At 62.4% G+C, this 16,915-nt stretch carries 17 protein-coding genes and 1 tRNA gene; 9 read left to right on the forward strand and 9 right to left on the reverse strand.

Translation table 11 applies throughout. From position 1 onward, the window contains the following. Positions 1–17 precede the first annotated feature (17 nt). A tRNA-Pro gene (locus tag AC1DVS_RS12290) sits at positions 18–94 on the forward strand. Positions 95–153: 59 nt separating this feature from the next. On the opposite strand, the gene AC1DVS_RS12295 is transcribed toward AC1DVS_RS12290, so the two are convergent. Then, positions 154–1,449 (reverse strand): FAD-dependent oxidoreductase, encoded by a 1,296-nt coding sequence (locus AC1DVS_RS12295; RefSeq protein ID WP_478023361.1) that lies wholly within the window; start codon positions 1,447–1,449, stop codon positions 154–156. Between the two features lie 120 nt (positions 1,450–1,569). Between AC1DVS_RS12295 and pnuC the strand changes: the two genes are divergently transcribed. Both pnuC and AC1DVS_RS12305 read left to right on the forward strand, forming a co-directional pair. Further along, a complete protein-coding gene (gene pnuC, locus AC1DVS_RS12300) occupies positions 1,570–2,139 on the forward strand; it encodes a nicotinamide riboside transporter PnuC (protein ID WP_478023363.1) in 570 nt (189 codons plus the stop codon). After that, positions 2,136–3,101, forward strand: a complete 966-nt coding sequence (locus AC1DVS_RS12305) for an AAA family ATPase (RefSeq protein WP_478023364.1) — start codon at positions 2,136–2,138, stop codon at positions 3,099–3,101. Before pnuC ends, AC1DVS_RS12305 begins: the two co-directional genes overlap by 4 nt. On the opposite strand, the gene AC1DVS_RS12310 is transcribed toward AC1DVS_RS12305, so the two are convergent. Both AC1DVS_RS12310 and AC1DVS_RS12315 read right to left on the reverse strand, forming a co-directional pair. After that, complete coding sequence (locus tag AC1DVS_RS12310) at positions 3,098–3,637, reverse strand: peroxiredoxin (RefSeq protein WP_478023366.1); 540 nt, start codon at positions 3,635–3,637, stop codon at positions 3,098–3,100. The two genes, AC1DVS_RS12305 and AC1DVS_RS12310, sit on opposite strands and share 4 nt — an antisense overlap. Positions 3,638–3,747: 110 nt before the next feature. Further along, positions 3,748–4,539 (reverse strand): CsgG/HfaB family protein, encoded by a 792-nt coding sequence (locus AC1DVS_RS12315; RefSeq protein ID WP_478023368.1) that lies wholly within the window; start codon positions 4,537–4,539, stop codon positions 3,748–3,750. A gap of 274 nt (positions 4,540–4,813) precedes the next feature. On the opposite strand from AC1DVS_RS12315, the gene lepA reads away from it, so the two are divergent. The 3 genes from lepA to AC1DVS_RS12330 all read left to right on the forward strand — a co-directional run bounded on the left by lepA (position 4,814) and on the right by AC1DVS_RS12330 (position 8,556). Continuing rightward, positions 4,814–6,625 (forward strand): translation elongation factor 4, encoded by a 1,812-nt coding sequence (lepA, locus tag AC1DVS_RS12320; RefSeq protein ID WP_478023370.1) that lies wholly within the window; start codon positions 4,814–4,816, stop codon positions 6,623–6,625. 498 nt (positions 6,626–7,123) lie between these two features. Further along, positions 7,124–7,720 (forward strand): hypothetical protein, encoded by a 597-nt coding sequence (locus AC1DVS_RS12325; protein ID WP_478023371.1) that lies wholly within the window; start codon positions 7,124–7,126, stop codon positions 7,718–7,720. Beyond that, positions 7,717–8,556: a hypothetical protein gene (locus AC1DVS_RS12330; protein ID WP_478023373.1), complete on the forward strand. Its 840-nt coding sequence runs from the start codon at positions 7,717–7,719 to the stop codon at positions 8,554–8,556. Before AC1DVS_RS12325 ends, AC1DVS_RS12330 begins: the two co-directional genes overlap by 4 nt. A gap of 70 nt (positions 8,557–8,626) precedes the next feature. On the opposite strand, the gene AC1DVS_RS12335 is transcribed toward AC1DVS_RS12330, so the two are convergent. The 3 genes from AC1DVS_RS12335 to AC1DVS_RS12345 form a co-directional block, all read right to left on the reverse strand. Then, positions 8,627–8,845, reverse strand: coding sequence for a hypothetical protein (locus tag AC1DVS_RS12335; protein ID WP_478023374.1), 219 nt, complete (start codon positions 8,843–8,845; stop codon positions 8,627–8,629). Between the two features lie 75 nt (positions 8,846–8,920). Continuing rightward, positions 8,921–9,346 carry a hypothetical protein gene (locus tag AC1DVS_RS12340; protein ID WP_478023376.1) on the reverse strand — a complete coding sequence of 142 codons (426 nt, stop codon included), beginning with the start codon at positions 9,344–9,346 and terminating at the stop codon, positions 8,921–8,923. A 528-nt stretch (positions 9,347–9,874) separates the two neighbouring features. After that, positions 9,875–10,606, reverse strand: a complete 732-nt coding sequence (locus AC1DVS_RS12345; protein WP_478023378.1) for a hypothetical protein — start codon at positions 10,604–10,606, stop codon at positions 9,875–9,877. Between the two features lie 238 nt (positions 10,607–10,844). On the opposite strand from AC1DVS_RS12345, the gene AC1DVS_RS12350 reads away from it, so the two are divergent. The 3 genes from AC1DVS_RS12350 (at position 10,845) to AC1DVS_RS12360 (ending at position 14,045) form a co-directional block, all read left to right on the forward strand. Next, positions 10,845–12,101: an efflux RND transporter periplasmic adaptor subunit gene (locus AC1DVS_RS12350; RefSeq protein ID WP_478023380.1), complete on the forward strand. Its 1,257-nt coding sequence runs from the start codon at positions 10,845–10,847 to the stop codon at positions 12,099–12,101. Beyond that, positions 12,085–12,804, forward strand: coding sequence for an ABC transporter ATP-binding protein (locus tag AC1DVS_RS12355; protein WP_478023382.1), 720 nt, complete (start codon positions 12,085–12,087; stop codon positions 12,802–12,804). The genes AC1DVS_RS12350 and AC1DVS_RS12355 overlap by 17 nt, the downstream gene beginning before the upstream one ends. Before the next feature lie 71 nt (positions 12,805–12,875). Then, entirely contained in the window at positions 12,876–14,045 is a 1,170-nt protein-coding gene (locus tag AC1DVS_RS12360) for an ABC transporter permease (RefSeq protein WP_478023745.1), read from the forward strand. Positions 14,046–14,437: 392 nt separating this feature from the next. Here AC1DVS_RS12360 and AC1DVS_RS12365 read toward each other — a convergent pair whose 3' ends face one another. From AC1DVS_RS12365 to AC1DVS_RS12375, 3 genes are all read right to left on the reverse strand, one after another. Continuing rightward, entirely contained in the window at positions 14,438–14,644 is a 207-nt protein-coding gene (locus tag AC1DVS_RS12365; protein ID WP_478023384.1) for a hypothetical protein, read from the reverse strand. Positions 14,645–14,861: 217 nt separating this feature from the next. Further along, positions 14,862–16,415: a M56 family metallopeptidase gene (locus AC1DVS_RS12370; protein ID WP_478023386.1), complete on the reverse strand. Its 1,554-nt coding sequence runs from the start codon at positions 16,413–16,415 to the stop codon at positions 14,862–14,864. Then, positions 16,412–16,798: a BlaI/MecI/CopY family transcriptional regulator gene (locus AC1DVS_RS12375; RefSeq protein WP_478023388.1), complete on the reverse strand. Its 387-nt coding sequence runs from the start codon at positions 16,796–16,798 to the stop codon at positions 16,412–16,414. Before AC1DVS_RS12375 ends, AC1DVS_RS12370 begins: the two co-directional genes overlap by 4 nt. Positions 16,799–16,915 lie beyond the last annotated feature (117 nt).

Raw genomic sequence — 16,915 nt, forward strand, 5'->3', positions numbered from 1 at the left:
CACCGCCTGCAATGTGTCGGGGCGTGGCGCAGTCTGGTAGCGCACTGGTCTCGGGGTCCAGGGGTCGTAGGTTCGAATCCTATCGCCCCGACCATTGCAGCGAGAGTGCCCGGCAAATCCAAATGCCTTTTCCGGTCAGCCGGACGCGCGCTTTCAGGTCCGAGCCCCGAGCATTTCCTCCACACTCACGAATTTCTCGCGCGGCGCCCCGTCGCGGGCGCGGGCGGTTTCGGCTGCCTCGATCTTCTGCCAGTCGCGGAAGGTGACCACGTCGACGCCGCGCTCCGCCAGCAGTGCGTCGAGGCCCGGACGGCCAGCCTTGCCGCTGTCATCGGCGAGATCGGCGGCGATATGCTCGGCGATCAGGAAGCCGTCGGGGCGGTTGGTGCCGATCGTGCCGGTCGGCCCGCGCCGCGCCCAGCCGACCGCGTAGATGCCGGGGGCGATGCGGCCATCCTCATTGGCGAAGCGGCCGAGCTTCTCGTCATAGGGCACGCCCTCGATCGGCGGGGTGCGATAGCCGATGCAGCTGATGACGAGGCTGGCGGGGACGACATAGGTTTCGCCGGTGCCGGACGCGCGGCCTTCGGCATCCATGACGGTGCGTTCGACGATGACGCGCTCGGCCTTGCCCTCGCCCTCGACGCGGACGGGCATTGCGTAGAAATCGAAGGCGATGGTGATCGGTTTGGTTTCGGTGCGGGCGGCGAAATCGCGGAGGTGGCTGACCGATTTGCGCTGGCCGGGCTCGAGTGCAGCATCGTCTTCGACCGGAGGGAGGTCGGCGGGATCGACCTGCGGCGCGGCGCGAGTGAGGTGGCCGAGTTCGCCGAGCTCCTTGGGGGTCATGGCGATCTGATGCGGGCCGCGGCGGGCGAGGATGGTGATCGTCTCATGGGCTGCGCCGCGCAGGTGATCGAGGGCGTGGCCGACAATGTCCGAGCCGCTGAACTCCGCCTCGGCCTTGGCGAGGATGCGGGCGACGTCGAGCGCGACGTTGCCGGCGCCGACCACCACCGCGCCGGGGCCGTGAAGTGGGGGCGCGAGGCCGGCGAAATCGGGATGGCCGTTATACCAGCCGACGAATGCAGCCGATCCGATGACGCCGGGGAGATCGTCTCCGGGGACGCCGAGCGGGCGGTCTACGGGGGCGCCGGTGGCGAGGACGATGGCGTCATAGAGCGTGCCGAGCTCGGCGATGCTGACATGCTGGCCGACCAGGACATTGCCGACGAAGCGGACATTGTCAGTGAGCGCGACTGCCTCGTAGCGGCGCGATACGCCCTTGATCGACTGATGGTCCGGCGCGACGCCGGTGCGGATCAGGCCGTAAGGGACTGGCAGGCGATCGATGATGTCGATGCGGACATCGGCGCCGAAACTCTTCTGGCAGGCTTCGGCGGTGTAATAGCCTGCGGGGCCGGAGCCGATGATCGCAATATGCCGCAAAGCCGCTCTCCTGCTGTTTGGTGCGATGCTAGCGAACGCGCGCGGCAGGGCAAGGCTTGAGAAGAGGGGGCTGGATGAGCTGGGCTCGACCCGCTCGCCTCCCGTCTGTATCGCCGGGCAATGTCCCTGCTCGAAGCGATCGCCGTTGCGCTCGGTCTCATCAACGTCGTGCTGGTCGTGCAACGCAGCCTGTGGAATTATCCGTTCGGGATCGCGATGGTGGTGCTCTATGCGCACATCTTCTTCGGCGCGCGGCTCTACAGTGATGCGCTGCTGCAGGTCTTCTTCTTCGTGGTGCAGATCTATGGCTGGGTGCACTGGGCGCGCGTCGCGGCGCAGACCGGCGATGTCCCGGTGGTGCGGCTGAGCGTCGAAGCGCGGCTTGGCTGGGCGGTCGGGTGCGCGGTGGCGACGGCGATGTGGGGGTGGGGCATGTACCGCTTCACTGACGCTGCCTATCCGTGGTGGGACGGTGGCGTCGCGATCCTGAGCGTGGCGGCGCAGCTGCTGATGTCGCGGCGGTTCATCGAGAATTGGGTGCTGTGGATCGCGGTCGATGTGCTGGCGATCGGGCTTTATGCGGCCAAGGATCTGTGGCTGACGGCGGGGCTGTACGGCGTGTTCCTGCTGCTCTCGATCTGGGGCCTGATCGGCTGGCGCGGGGCCGAGCGGCGGATGGCGGCGGCGTGACGCGCGGCTTTCTGCTCGGCAAGTTCATGCCGCCGCATGCCGGGCACCAGCTGCTGTGCGAGGCGGCGCTGGCGCTGGTCGATGAATTGACGATCCTGGTGTGCTGGCTGCCCGATGACCCGGTGCCGGGGCCGTTGCGGCTGGCCTGGATGCGCGAGTTGTTCCCCGCTGCAAGGGTGATCGGCCATGATGCGGTGGTGCCGCAGGAGCCGGGCGAGCATGCGGAGTTCTGGGCGATCTGGCGGGGGATCGTGCAGGCGGCGCATCCCGAGCCGATCGATTTGGTGTTCGCCTCGGAGAGCTATGGCGCGCGGCTGGCGGCTGAGGTGGGCGCGCGCTGGCGGCCGATCGATCCGGGGCGGGAGGCGGCGGCGATCTCGGCGACGGAGATACGGGCCGATCCATGGGCGCATTGGCGTGCGCTGCCGCCGCCGGTGCGCGGCCATTATGCGCGGACGATCTGCCTGCACGGGCCGGAGAGCGTCGGCAAGTCGACGCTGGCGCGGCAGCTTGCCGATCATTTCGGGACGGTGCTGATGCCCGAATATGGCCGGACCTGGTGCGAGGCGTTCGGCACCGATCTCGTCATGGACGATCTGCTCGCGATCGCGCGGACTCATGTGGCGATGACGGACAGCCTGAAGCGGCGCTGCAACAGGCGGCTGATCGCCGATACCGATCCGCTGATGACCGCGGTTTGGGCTGACATGCTGTTCGGTGAGCGCCATCCCTGGTTCGATGCCTGGGACGAGCCGGCGGATCTTTATCTGCTGCTCGACATGGACTTGCCCTGGATTGACGACGGCACCCGGCTGTTCGGCGGGGCCGAGGAGCGGCGGCGCTTCTTCGAGTTGTCGCGCGCGGAGCTGGAGCGGCGCGGCGTGCGCTGGACTCTGGTCGGGGGAAGCGGGGAGGCCCGCCTCGACAGCGCGCTGGCGGCTATCGAGGCGGCCGGCCTTTAACCCTTCTTCTTGGCTTTCCAGGCCTTCACCGCGGCCATCGTGCCTTTGACATGGCCCTCGGGGCTCGGCTCGGAGAGCATGTAGATGACCTTGCCGTTGGGGGCGATCACATAAGAGGTGCGGTTGGTCCAACCGGCTTTTTGCGGCAGCGTCACGTCATAGCCGGTGATCGTGGTCGGGGTGGCGAGACCGACGGGGAATTTGTTGCGGCACTCCTGGACCGAGAACTCCTTGATCCTGTCTGCATTTCCCGCGGTCAGGCCGATCAGTGTCGCGCCGTTCTTCTTGAACTCGTCGCTTGCCTCGGCGAACTCATGCGCCTCGATCGTGCAGCCGGAAGTGAAGGCGGCGGGGAAGAAATAGAGGACGACCGGGCCTTTTTTCAGCGCCGATTTCAGCGCGAAGGTGAAGGATTTGCCGCCGACCGCTGCCTCGGTGGAGAAGTCGGGCGCCTTGGCGCCGACCGGGAGGGCGGCGTAGGCGGTGGCGGGAACAGTGAAGGCGGCGACGGCGAGCAGGGCGGCGAGGTGCTTCATCGGGTGAGTCTCCACGTAAGGGGGCTCCCGTCTCCTAGCGTGGTTGCTTCGCCTGCGCCACCAAGCAAGAGGCCCGCCGCACGGATGCGCGGCGGGCCCTTTGTCAGCGCTTATTTGGCGAGCGGGGCTGCCTCAGCCGCATTCTCGGGCAGGCCGCCGAGCTGGCCGACCAGCTTGATATAGGCGTCGAGATAGGCGAGCACGATCACCTGGCCGATCGCCGTATCCTGATAGCCACCGGCGCCGGCAGCAGCGAAAGCGCCGCCGCCGAATGCGCCTGCACCGCCGCCCCAGCTCACGTCCGACTTGCGGGCATGGCCTTCGGTCAGCGCCTCTTCCTCAGTGGTGCGGGCATTGACCACCGACAGGGTGACGTTCGCTTCCTTCTTGTTGACGTTGATGCCGCCGGCAACCGCGCCGGCCGCGCCGAGGAAGCCCCCCGCGTGACCGAGCAGCCCGCCGAGCGCGGCGCCCGCGCCGCCGCCGCCGGAATGGGCGTTTGCGGTGACGATGTCAGGCTGGAGGAAGTAATCGGCGGCCTTCACCTGGCCCTTGCCGAGGTTCGAATTATCCTGAAGCTCGCCCGAATCCGCCATGGCGCGTTCCATGTTGCGGCTGGCCATCGAGCGGCCACGGTTGACGAGGCCGAAACAGCCCGACTTCTGGACGAAGATCTTGATGATCGCCTCGGGGCTGCCGAGATTATATTCACGCCACCACTGCGTGTCGGGCTCGACGATCGCGATGGTGCCGATGCGGTGACGGCAGACCGGAATGTTGAGCTCGCCATTCTTCTGCATCTGATAGGCCGAAGATCCGCGATTCTCCTTGGCGAGGGCGGGGGTGGCGGCGACGAGCGCGCATAAAGCGGCGGCGGATAAAAACATCTTCACGAGAAACATCTCCTCCCATTGGCTCCGCAAAAAGGCGAAGCGACAGCAATCGCGATCCCGGCCTCTGCCGGTGAGCGCGGTCAGCCATACGGTGCGTGGCTGCGACCCCCGTCGGCACCGTGACATACGCTTTTACTACAGCCACGGATGCGGGGGTAGGCGATTTCCGCCATTTTCGGATGTATTCTGGGTTAGCGACGAAAATGCGACGGATGGCCCCCTCCGCATCCTGCTTCGCATCCCCCTTCGCATCTGGCGTCGCGCCTGCTAACGCGCGCCGATCATGTCGACCGATCTTTCCAGAATCCGCAACTTCTCCATCATCGCGCATATCGACCATGGCAAGTCGACTCTCGCCGATCGCCTGATCCAGGCGACCGGGGGCTTGAGCGACCGCGAAATGTCCGAGCAGGTGCTCGACAATATGGATATCGAGCGCGAGCGCGGCATCACCATCAAGGCGCAGACCGTGCGGCTGCGCTACAAGGCGAATGACGGGCTCGAATACGAGCTCAACCTGATGGACACGCCGGGCCATGTCGACTTCGCCTATGAGGTGAGCCGGAGCCTGGCCGCGTGCGAGGGCGCGCTGCTGGTGGTGGATGCGGCGCAGGGCGTCGAGGCGCAGACGCTGGCGAACGTCTATCAGTCGATCGAGCATGATCATGAGATCGTGCCGGTCATCAACAAGATCGACCTGCCTGCTGCCGACCCCGACAAGGTGAAGGCCGAGATCGAGGAGATCATCGGCCTCGATGCCTCGAACGCGGTGCTGACCTCGGCGAAATCGGGCATCGGCATCCAGGAAGTGCTGGAAGCGGTCGTCACCCGCATCCCGCCGCCCAAGGGCGATATCGACGCACCGCTGAAGGCGATGCTGATCGACAGCTGGTACGACCCTTATCTCGGCGTCGTCATCCTCGTGCGGGTGATGGCGGGCGTGCTGAAAAAGGGCCAGCAGATCAAGTTCATGCAGACCGGCACGCTCCACCTTGTGGACCGCGTCGGCTGCTTCCGGCCGAAGATCGAGCAGCTGAGCGAGCTCGCCGTCGGCGAGATCGGCTTCATCACCGCGCAGATCAAGGAAGTCGCGCAGACCCGGGTCGGCGACACGATCACCGATGCCAAGCGCCCTGCCGCCGAGCCGCTGCCGGGCTTCAAGGAAGTCCAGCCGGTCGTGTTCTGCGGGCTGTTCCCGGTCGATGCCAACGACTTCGAGAAGCTGCGCGAGAGCATTTCCAAGCTGCGGCTCAACGATGCGAGTTTCAGCTTCGAGATGGAGACCAGCGCTGCGCTCGGCTTCGGCTTCCGTTGCGGGTTCCTCGGTCTGCTGCATTTGGAGATCATTCAGGAGCGGCTGACCCGCGAATATGATCTCGACCTGATCACCACCGCGCCTTCGGTCGTCTATCAGATCGAGCTGATGCACGGCGGCGGCCATATCGAGCTGCACAACCCGGCCGACATGCCCGACCCGAGCCGGATCGCCAGCATTGCCGAGCCATGGATCGAGGCGGTGATCTATTGCCCCGACGAGTATCTCGGCTCGATCCTGAAGCTGTGCCAGGACAGGCGCGGCATCCAGAAGAACCTGACCTATGTCGGCGGGCGGGCGCAGGTGACCTATGAGCTGCCGCTCAACGAAGTGGTGTTCGATTTCTACGACCGGCTGAAGAGCATCAGCCGGGGCTATGCCAGCTTCGACTATCACCAGATCGGGTACCGCGAGGGCGACCTCGTCAAGATGGGCATCCTCGTCAACAACGAGCCGGTCGATGCGCTGAGCATGATCGTCCACCGCGGCACCGCCGAGGCTCGCGGGCGCGGCATGTGCGAGCGGCTGAAGGACCTGATCCCGCGGCATCTGTTCAAGATCCCGATCCAGGCGGCGATCGGCGGCAAGGTGATCGCGCGCGAGACGATCGCGGCGATGCGCAAGGACGTGACCGCGAAATGCTATGGCGGCGATGCGAGCCGCAAGCGCAAGCTCCTCGACAAGCAGAAAGAGGGCAAGAAGCGGATGCGGGAATATGGCTCGGTGAGCATTCCGCAGGAGGCATTCATCGCCGCGCTCCGGATGGGCGACGACGCGTGAGCATGAGGCCCGAGACCACCGAGCGGATCGCGTAAGCGATCCGGGAGCTGGGCGAGGATCAGCCGAATGCCGGCCGGCGACCGGCCGAGCTTGTCCTCGGCCGTGTCGTCCGACGACGCGGCTTTGCCGCGGCGGGGTTGATCGGCACGTCGGATTTTCGCGGGTCATGGCGCCCGAATAGCGGCGGCGGGGTGCAGGTTGAATTGAGGTGCGGTGTTGGAGATGTCATGCGGGTGCTGACATTTTTCGATGTCGGGACAATGGAAAATTATCAATGTAATCAATGGGATGTTCTAAAGATCAACGCACTGTCACCGGAATCCCGTGTATGGGGGATGAGGCCTGGAGCCCGATCCTATTAGGGCGCTCGATTTGCCTTAGCGAGACGTCGTTCATAAATTATCTGAGCGCCGCTAATTCTCAAGCGGTAGTCGAGCATCTTCTTGCTGACACCATATAGGTTTTGCCTGGGGATCTCATGCGTGAGAGGGGATTGAGATGACGGCGACCTTTACCGGAGCTCCGGTCTTCACGGCGATTGGCCTGGCCTTGTCGCTCTTCCTCGGCTTGCTTTCGCCCTCCGAGGCGGCGGCGCAGACGGCATTGCCAGATGTCACGACCATCGATCTTCCCGCGTTCACGGCGCCGGCGCCGAGCGCCGAGACCGACAAGGTGAAATTCTTCTATCTTGCCAAGGAGGGAGTGTCGTTCGCGGAGGCCTATGGCGATCTTGCCGACTGTTACCGCTTTCTCGAGGATGGACCGGCGCTGCATCTTCCGGGGTATGTGCCGTGGATCGAGGTCCCGCATCGCAAGGAGGAAAGGACAACGATCTCTGGTTCGGGCCGCCTTTTGGACGACTTGGCCCAGACGACGCTGGCGGCGGTGTTTCTTCCCATGATCGATGCCGTCATTGCGCGGAACCTCGACAATACGAAACTCCGGCGCTGCATGGCGACGCGCGGCTATCGGCGGTTTGCCGTGACGAAAGACATCTGGCTGCAGATCCACAAGGGCACGGTGCGCGACGCTCTGCTGCGGCAGGCGAAGCTCGCTTCCAGGGCGCAATCCGGCAACCAAGGGATCGCGCCATGAAACATCTCGCGCTGCTCCTTCTATCCATGTTCGCACTGGCACTGCCGGCCTTTGCGGATGACGGTACGGGCGTCATTGCCATCCATGCGGGCGCGATCGCGGTCCGCCCCGACCGCGCTTACATCCTGCTGCGCGTCGACCAGACCCAATCTAAGCTCGCACCCACTCAGCCGGTCTTCCTGCGCACGCCGACCGAGGCGGAAGCGGCGAATTACCTGGCCGCGAAGCAGGCCACGTGCCCGGGCGCTCCGCCAGCGGGCGACAAGAGTCAGAAGGAAGCGGCAAACAACGCGTCGCCGCCGATCCAGCAATGTGAGTTCGAGTACAAAGGGCCGAAGAATGTCTTTGCCGTCACCAAAGGCATGAGCTTCGAAGGCAAGGGGGACTTTCATCTCTATCTTCTGGAAATCATCCCCGGCGACTACGTCTTTTACGGATCGAGCGCCGCCACGCTCTCCGGTTCGGTTCTCGACACGTGCAATTGCCTTGGCACGGTGGGGTTCCATGCGGCACCTGGCGTGATCACTGATCTGGGGACTTTCCTGTTCGATACGGTCGAACAGAAATCCACCATCCCTGAACTTGCGGCCGAAACGGGATGGGGGAAGAGCTTTGGCAACGAAGTGATAGGGGCGGCGATACGCCCCGCGGATAAGAATATAGCCGTGCCGGCACTGGTGGCGACATTCCCCAGAAACCCGGCTGTCTATCACGCTGTCGGTTCGTATGTGGAGCCCGGCACGGAAAACATCAACCGCCTGGCGCCGATCCCCGGGGTATTGCATTATGCCAATGGTCGCGTCGTCGACGAGGCGAGTGGAAGCATCCTTCCCTAGCCGACCATATGGTAGTTGATCAGTATACCCGGCAGAAACTCCTGCGCCAGACGGCAAGGACGCCCACGCCTCAATACAAAACCCGCCTTTCTGGATTCCACAACCTCAAGCCATTCAGACGAAAGTTTTCCGCGGCGAGCCACATCCAGCGCGGAGCGGCACTCGCCGTCGCGAACACCACGACCGCGAACACCGCCACGAAAAGCTGCAATCGTTTAAAGTGCCGAATGAAGGCCGCCTTGTCAGTCACCGCCATAAACCAACGTGCCGACGTCCCCATCCCGGCCATTCCCCAAATTCGATCCCGATCGGGAGGCTTAGGGATCGCGTACTACGAGCAGAGTCAGCTACCCCGATTATCACGTCAGCTCGACTTGCGCCCGAAGCTGCGAGGCATGGGCTCTAGAGATGAAGGTTGTGACGAGGACGTCTTTGTCTCAACCGCGTTCCGCTCCGCCAAGTACCGAGCCATAATGGCGTCCGGATCGAACAGCGTATCGTCCGCCTCTGCCTCCTTCCGCCCGCGCGACAACGGTGCGGGTGGCGGAGGCGGCACAGACCGATCATTGCGCCCCCAAAAATGGCGCGCGATCTTGACGCCGGCAAAGATGAAACAAGCGAACGCCCCCAATAGGCAGAGCAAACTCGCCAAATGATAGGTCAGCGCGCCCGATGCGTTTCCGGAGACCGAATGCAGGTCGCCAACCGATTCCAAGTTACGGCTGACGTACAGGAAGGCGAAACCCATCGCGATAGGCAGAGTGGTATGATAGAAGCGAAGTCGTGCCATGCCGCCTCAATAGCGAATTTTATTAAAAACTTCCTATATCGGCCCAACAGCCAGTCGCGTGGAGCTTGCCGAAGCACGCGTCTGTCAAGACACACACGATGGCGCACGCTAAATGTCCTTCGACAGTGTCAGGATAGATGGCGTTGGCTTTGCAGAAGCCCTATGGTCCAGACCGGATGACGGTGCGAGGCCGGTGTTCCCGAATAGGCGGGAAGGCTTGCGGTGCTCTCACGCGAACCTGATCGTCTGCCATTCACGGAGATTGGCGAGGGATCGCAACGGGCGCAAGGTCCGCTTCCCACCACGCTTGGTCATTAAGGCAAATTCCAACGGCGCCTGAAACCAGCCGTTCGACTCAGATGAACGGGCGACCGCTGTTGGGCATCGGCCCGTGAGCGCTGAGCGTCCGGCATTGGGTCTTCGTTGCCGCGCAGCTGCCGGGCGGGAGCCGCCCCAGATTTTGCCGGAAAATCGGTCAACGCCAGGAGGGGCAGATAGTGGCACTGAAGAAGATGGGTACCCACCAAGTCAAGCTGCCAGCGCTGTTGGCCTCCGGGGTGGCCAGTGCCGAAGGATCTCCGCGTCCGCCGGGCAGGCGATGAAGTCGGCCGTTGTAAAATTATAGAATTTGCGCACGCGGATTCGCGCCAATTCTCCAGCAATTTGAACCGGCAAACGGACGCAATAGTCAGTAATCGACTCCGAGTGCCCTAACCAGGCAGGATCTGGAACGTGACGAGAGTCAGCGCTTTCGCGAATCGCCCTGGCTGCGAAGTGGCCGATGTGAATCTTCGGGGCGGCATTGCCCTCCCAGAACAACTCAGCACACTCCGAGTTGCCGCAAAACTTCTCTCCCGCGATGCGAAAGACGTAAGTCACCTGTCTGGCATCGCGGAAGCGCAACTGCGTTGCGATGTAGGAACCTGAATAGAGCAGCATAACCAGGCTCCAGAAGATGATGCCGGCCATGACTAGCCCCGAAAAAAGCCCCTGTAACGATGGGCCTGGTCCGGTGAGCACAATTCCAATGCACGGAACCATGGCGATGATCACTAGCCATTGGGCAAGCACGGGGGTGAGAAAGCTGCTATCGGTCAGATATTCATAGCTTGGCAGGAAAAACATCGCGAAGAACATCACGACGGCCAAGCCCATGGCCAGCAACGACAACGCACCAATGCCGAGCACCAGCAAGACCCAAAAATGCCGGATGCGTTCCGTCCAGGTGACGCGCGGCCGAAGACCCCCGAATTCGTTCACCTTGGACACCAGAACTGGATAGATGGTGCAATCGCAACTTTCAGTTAACCTGCGGGCGAGGCAGTCTTGCTCGCTGGCCGGGGCAACGAGCGGATTTATCGGGTATTCTTCGTAGATTTAGTGGTTTGACGTCGAGCCTCCTTTCCTTGAAGACAGCGTTGAGCGTTGGTTGGCTGGAATCGGGCTAGGCGACCCAGGCCCGCATTGGTTACGACAACGGGCAAAGCGGGGATCGGTAATGTTGCAGAGAACACGGGGTTGGGTCGGGCGCCATCCCAGGTGGTCGATCGCGATCGGCGTTGTCTTTGCTCTGGGGCTTTGGTGGGCGTTGCACCCCACGCCGAGGACCTATGAATATGTCACGCAGGCCGTGGACAGGGGCGAAGTCGTGCGCCGCGTCACCGCTTCAGGCAAGCTTCGCGCACTGAACACGATAAAGGTGGGTGCAGAGGTTTCGGGCCAGATCACCCGCGTCCTTGTCGACTTCAATTCTCCGGTGACCAAGGGGCAAGTGCTCGCCGAAATCGATCCAACGCGCCTTCGTGCACGCGTCCAGCAATCGCGCGCCCAAGTCGCGCTGGCACAGGCGTCATTAGCCCAAGCCGAGGCATCGATTAGCCGGGCCCATTCGGACACCGGCACTCAAGAGCGCGATTATCGCCGCCGCGCTTCGCTGGCGAAGAGCGGCTACTTATCGACTGCCGGGTTGGACACGTCTGCCAACGCATTGGCGGCTTCGCGCGCTGGCGCGCGCACCGCCGCCGCACAGGCGGCGAGCGCGCGCGCACAGATCGCGCAGGCCCAGGCAGAGCTTTCGTCGGCGGAGCTCGATCTTTCGCGTAGCACCATCATCGCGCCCGCAAGCGGGGTGGTCATTAACAAGCTCGTCGAACCCGGTACCACGGTCGCGGCAAGCTTTCAGACGCCCAATCTCTTCGAAATCGCGGCTGACACGACGCGGATGCAAGTCGAGGCATCAGTCGACGAAGCCGATATCGGTCAGGTGCGCGACGGTCAGCCTGTGCGTTTCACGGTTGACGCCTACCCCGGCGAGACCTTTGCGGCGACGGTCCGCCAGATTCGTAAGTCGGCGACTGAATTGCAGAACGTCGTCAGCTATCTCGTGATCCTCGACGTGGACAATAAGGACGGGAAGCTGCTGCCGGGCATGACGGCGAATGTCGAGATCATTACGGGTGAGCGTCCGAATGTCGTTCGCGTACCGGCGACCGCGCTCCGCTTCCGGCCGCGTGCCGCCGATCGATCGGGCGAAAAAGATCTGCCTGCCAACACGCCTGTCGTCTACATCGCCACCACAGACGAGTTCCGCCCCCAACGGCGGACCGTCACGCTCGGCCTCCAGGGCGAGGATTATGTCGAGATCGTCAACGGTATCACGCCGGGGGACAAGCTGATTATCCGCAGCAGATCGACCATCAAGAAAAAGGCATTTCAAGACGTCGACGATGCGAGTGACAATGCCAGCGGAAGCTGAACCGCCGCTCCTCGAAACGCATGACCTTGTGAAGGACTACGTCCTTGGGGGCGAAACGGTTCATGCCGTGGCAGGTGTTTCGCTCAGAATCGCCCGCGGCGAATTCGTTGCCATCATGGGGGCGTCGGGGTCCGGAAAATCCACCTTCATGAACATGATCGGTGCTCTCGACGTGCCGAGCGCAGGCCGTTTGCTGCTCGACGGCATCGACACTGCCGGGCTGTCGAGCGACCAGCTGGCCGACATTCGCAACCGGAAGATCGGTTTCGTTTTCCAGCAGTTCAATCTGCTCGCGCGCACATCGGCGACCGATAACGTCGCCGTACCGCTCATCTACGCCGGCTTGGGGGGCGCCGAGCGGCGCGCCCGCGCCGAAGCGACTCTGCGCGACATGGGCTTGGGCGACCGGTTAAGTCATACGCCGGCGAAATTGTCGGGCGGGCAGCAGCAACGTGTTGCGATCGCCCGTGCGCTGGTGACTAAGCCATTGATGTTGCTCGCCGACGAGCCAACAGGTGCGCTCGACACCAAGACGACCGAGGACATCATGGGCATTTTTCAGCGGCTCAATGACGAGGGTATTACTGTCATCGTCGTTACGCACGAACCCGACGTCGCCCAATATGCCGGCCGCAGGATTTTGTTTCGTGATGGCAAGGTGATCGAGGACGCGCCCGTCATGGATCGCAGGCGCGCGACGTGAACGTAGCGCGCGTCTTTGCAGCCTGGGGCATCAATATCGCGATCGCGTTCGTCGCGCTGCGTACCAACCTCATGCGATCAATCCTGACGACCTTAGGCGTTCTGATCGGCGTGCTTGCGGTCATCCTCGCAGTTGCGATCGGCGACGGCGCCAAGGCAAGTGTGATGAACTCGATCAACCAGTTGGGATCGAACATGGCGATCGTCTTTCCCCAGCCGGACGTTAGGGGCGGACGGCCGCCGGGCGGTCGCGGCCGCCTGACCGAGCGCGACGCGGCTTCGATCCAACGGCTCGTTCCCGGCGTCAGCGGAATGGCGCCGCAACTCCGATCAACCGTCCAGCTGGTCATCCAGGGACGGAACTCGACCACGACGGCGGTCGGCGTTACGCCCGATTATGGACGGGTCGCCAATTTCGAAATCGATACCGGCCGTTTCATCGCCGAAGCCGATGTTCGCACCGCCGCACGCGTCGTCGTGCTCGGTCCCAGCGTCGCTGCAAAGTTATTCGGCAGCTTCGACCCGCTGGGACAGGCGGTACGCATTTCTCGCGTCCAGTTCGTGGTCATCGGTGTTTTGGAGACCAAGGGATCTTCGTTCGGGAACGATAACGACGACATTGCGCTCGTTCCGATCACGACAGCGCGCCAGCGGTTTGCGACCTCAGCGGGCCAGGGACCGGACGATCTTGCGCTCTTGTTCGTAGGCTTTGAGAACGGGGTCGATCTTGCAAACGCCAAGCAGAACATCATCCGTGTGCTGCGGGCGCGAAACAATGTGCCGAAGGGTGAGATCAGCCCCTTCACCGTGAACACTACCGAGGAGTTCATGAAACAATCGAGCGTGGTAACGGCGATTTTTCAGGGCGTGCTGGTTGCAATCGCATCAATCAGCCTGCTCGTCGGTGGCATCGGGATAATGAATATCATGCTGGTGAGCGTCACCGAACGCACCCGCGAAATCGGTCTGCGCATGGCGCTCGGCGCAAAACGGAGCGACATTCGAAACCAGTTTCTTGTCGAGGCGGCCGTCCTTTGCGTAATCGGGGGCTCAATCGGACTGGCAATAGCAGCGATACTTGCCCAGGTTTTTGAAAATCTCGCTGATTTCCCCGCGCCGATTGGCGCCGGAACGGCAATCGGCGCCATCTTGTTCTCGGCATTTATCGGGCTGGCTTTCGGCAGCTATCCTGCGATCCGGGCGTCACGTCTCTCCCCGATTGAGGCGCTAAGAAGCGAGTGAGTCCAAAGCCGCTATTCGCTTCGGGCCAACGCGACAGCTTCAGCGCTGTTCCCACGAACCCGCCCGCCATCGCCCCATCGTTCCCCAAAGCGTTATAGCGGGACTCAGTGTAGACCGTAGTTTGTTCCAGCAAGGGCCGGTCGACCTTGAGCTTTATCGTGGGAGCTTTATGGCAAAGCGCTCGCACGATCTGGGAGTGCCAACCTGACCGATAAGTGGCAGCTAAGCAGGCTATTCTCCCAAGACCGGCCGTTCCGCTTGCGGCCCACTTTTGCCAGCAGACGCGACCTGAATGAACTTCTGGTTTCGGGATGCGCCAAAACCGCCGCGAATGTGCGGATATGGGCCTTCTCGCGCGGCGGGCCAGACTGCAGCGCTAGCGGAGCTCAGCATCAATTCTTCTTGATCACAGCGTCAGCCTTTTTGTCGATCTTGCTCTCTTCGGCTTTGGAGATCCGCCCCGCTTTTGCGGCTTGGCTCGCCCTCGCTTTCGCGTTCCTGGCATGGGCGGCATCTTCGATCGGGTAGGCTCTCTTGTCGGGTTCAGCGAATTTGCTCGCTGGCAGTTTGTCCCGGTCGGATTCCGATAGCTTTGCCATGTTTTCCTCCTTCAGGTCCGAAAACGTCCCGAGGCTCGACCGGTTCAGACGAGCAGACCGAAATGAATAAACATCCAAGTCCGAGAAGCGACGAAGCGCGCACGAATGGCGGTTATGGGCTTTAGCTGTCGACCCACACCGAGAGCAGACATTTCCGTGCTGACGATGCGGGTCGTTGTCGCGCAAAAGTCGACGTCCGGCAGTGGGCGTACGCGACCTAGCCTGGCCTCTTTGGCAATCCTGTCGTGTTCGGGCCGCTTATGTGGAAATTGAGCCCCATCGTCAGTGTGCCTTTGTCCCGCTGGAACTGGGGACGGACATCGACAGTTGCGTGGCTGAGCCGGCCGGCGGTCTCGCTGAGCGAGCCGACCGCGTCCTCTACCAACTTGGCGTTGTACCAATCGCCTTTCTTGAGCCCCAGATTTTCGGCCAGCTTCTTGTCGTCGAAGTCGCGGATCGTGCTGTCGATGGTGACGTCTCCGAATTTGTAGCGTGGACCTTCCTCGACCGCATAAGTGACGATGAGGTCTTGCTTGCCCGGGGTACGCTCGACGGCAGAAGCGGTTACGTGGAACTCGACATAGCCCTGGGTCATGTAAAATCGCCGCAGCTTCTGCTGATAGTGGATCAGGCGATCCTGCTCGTAGCTGATTTTCGGATCCGGCGTGGGAGACGGATATGTTTCCTCGGCCGCCATTTCGTCGCGGAGCCTGTCTTCCGAAAATACGTGGCTGCCGGTGATATTGAACTGGCGAACCTCAGAATTCTGCCGCTCCCCGGCAGAGACTGGAAGCGCCGCCTCCGTCATGCCGGCAGTGGGCGTTGAAAACGGGCTATCCGGCTGCGCCACAGCTTCACTGGTCAACAGCCCCGCCGCCAGCGGCGTCAGCAACGTAGCGGACGCCAGCGTCGCCAACGTGGATATTTTGACGCGGCTCAGTCGGTCGGCGATCGGGTTCCGGACGATCCTCTCGACGCGATCCTTCAGATTGGCGCCGGACACGCCCGCCGCGCAAGCTATCGGCGACTTCATATAGAAGCGGCACACAGCGACAATGCTATCGGCATACGCCCAGGGGTCGCCGCCTGCCGCCAGAACATCTTCGTCGCAAGCCCGCTCGCGTTCGACAACAAGCTGCCTCCCGATCCACCAGACGAGAGGATGGAACCAGAATAATGCTTCCACCACCATGTGTAGTGCTGCGGTCAGGTTATCGCGGCGGCGCCAATGCGAGAGTTCATGCGCCAGGACAAGGTCGAGCTGTTTTGGGGTGAGGTGATCGACGATACCGTTCGGCAGCATGAGGATCGGGTTGAGAAAGCCCAACAGGCCGGGCTCGAATAGCGCAGGACTCGACCGAACCTGGATCGGCGCCTCGATCTGTATCGCCGACGAAGCTTTGAGCGCGGCGCGTAACTTGAGCCCCTGCAGCGTCCAGCGAAGAAGCACCACCGCCACGCCGCAGGCCCATGCCAACCAGAGGATGGTCTCGAAGTGCCAGCCCGGCCCGGGCGTCTTGACGGCATGTGTTGGCGCGAGGAAGTCGTCCAGCATAGCCGGCCACGGGGTCATCGCTGGGTGAGCCGGAGCATTCAGGATTTTACCTGCGCCAACGATCAGCGAGAACGGCACCAGGAATTTCAGGGACGCGGTGAACCAAAGGAGGAATCGGATATGGGCACCGTTGGTACGGAAGGCCAGTGTCAACAGGCCGATCAGCCCGGCGAACAATGTCGACTGCCAAAGATGGTCGATTACAAGCTGAGTCATGTGTTCTCATCCTTCTCCGCGAGTGCGCGCAAAGCCTCTTCGGCGTCGTCGATGTCTTTCTGGGTCAGCCGTCCGCTCTCGATCATGTGTGCCATGAGCAGATTGGGCCGGCCGCCGAATATACTGAGGACTTCATCGATAAATCGCCCCTGTATCGCCGCGCGGGAAACCGTGGCCTCGAAGATATGGGCGTTGCTGATCTTCTTGGCCCGGCGCAGGGTTTTCTTTGCCTCAAGTCGATAAACCGTTGTTTGCACGGTCGTGTAGGCGGGCCGCTTCGCTTCGGGAAAAGCCTCCTGAATCTCGCGCACCGAACAGGGCCCGAGCTTCCACACTGCTTCCATGATCCGGAGTTCGAGCGAAGTCAGTTTCGGCGCTGCCACGTCAACATATCCTACTATCACTGTAGTAGGATCTACTATCTTACGATCATATGCGCAAGGGCCTCATTTTCCCAGGAGGTCGATAGTCTATGAGCACGCAGACGTCGCGCGCGGCGC

The organism is Sphingomonas sp. P3_C5, assembly GCF_056402635.1.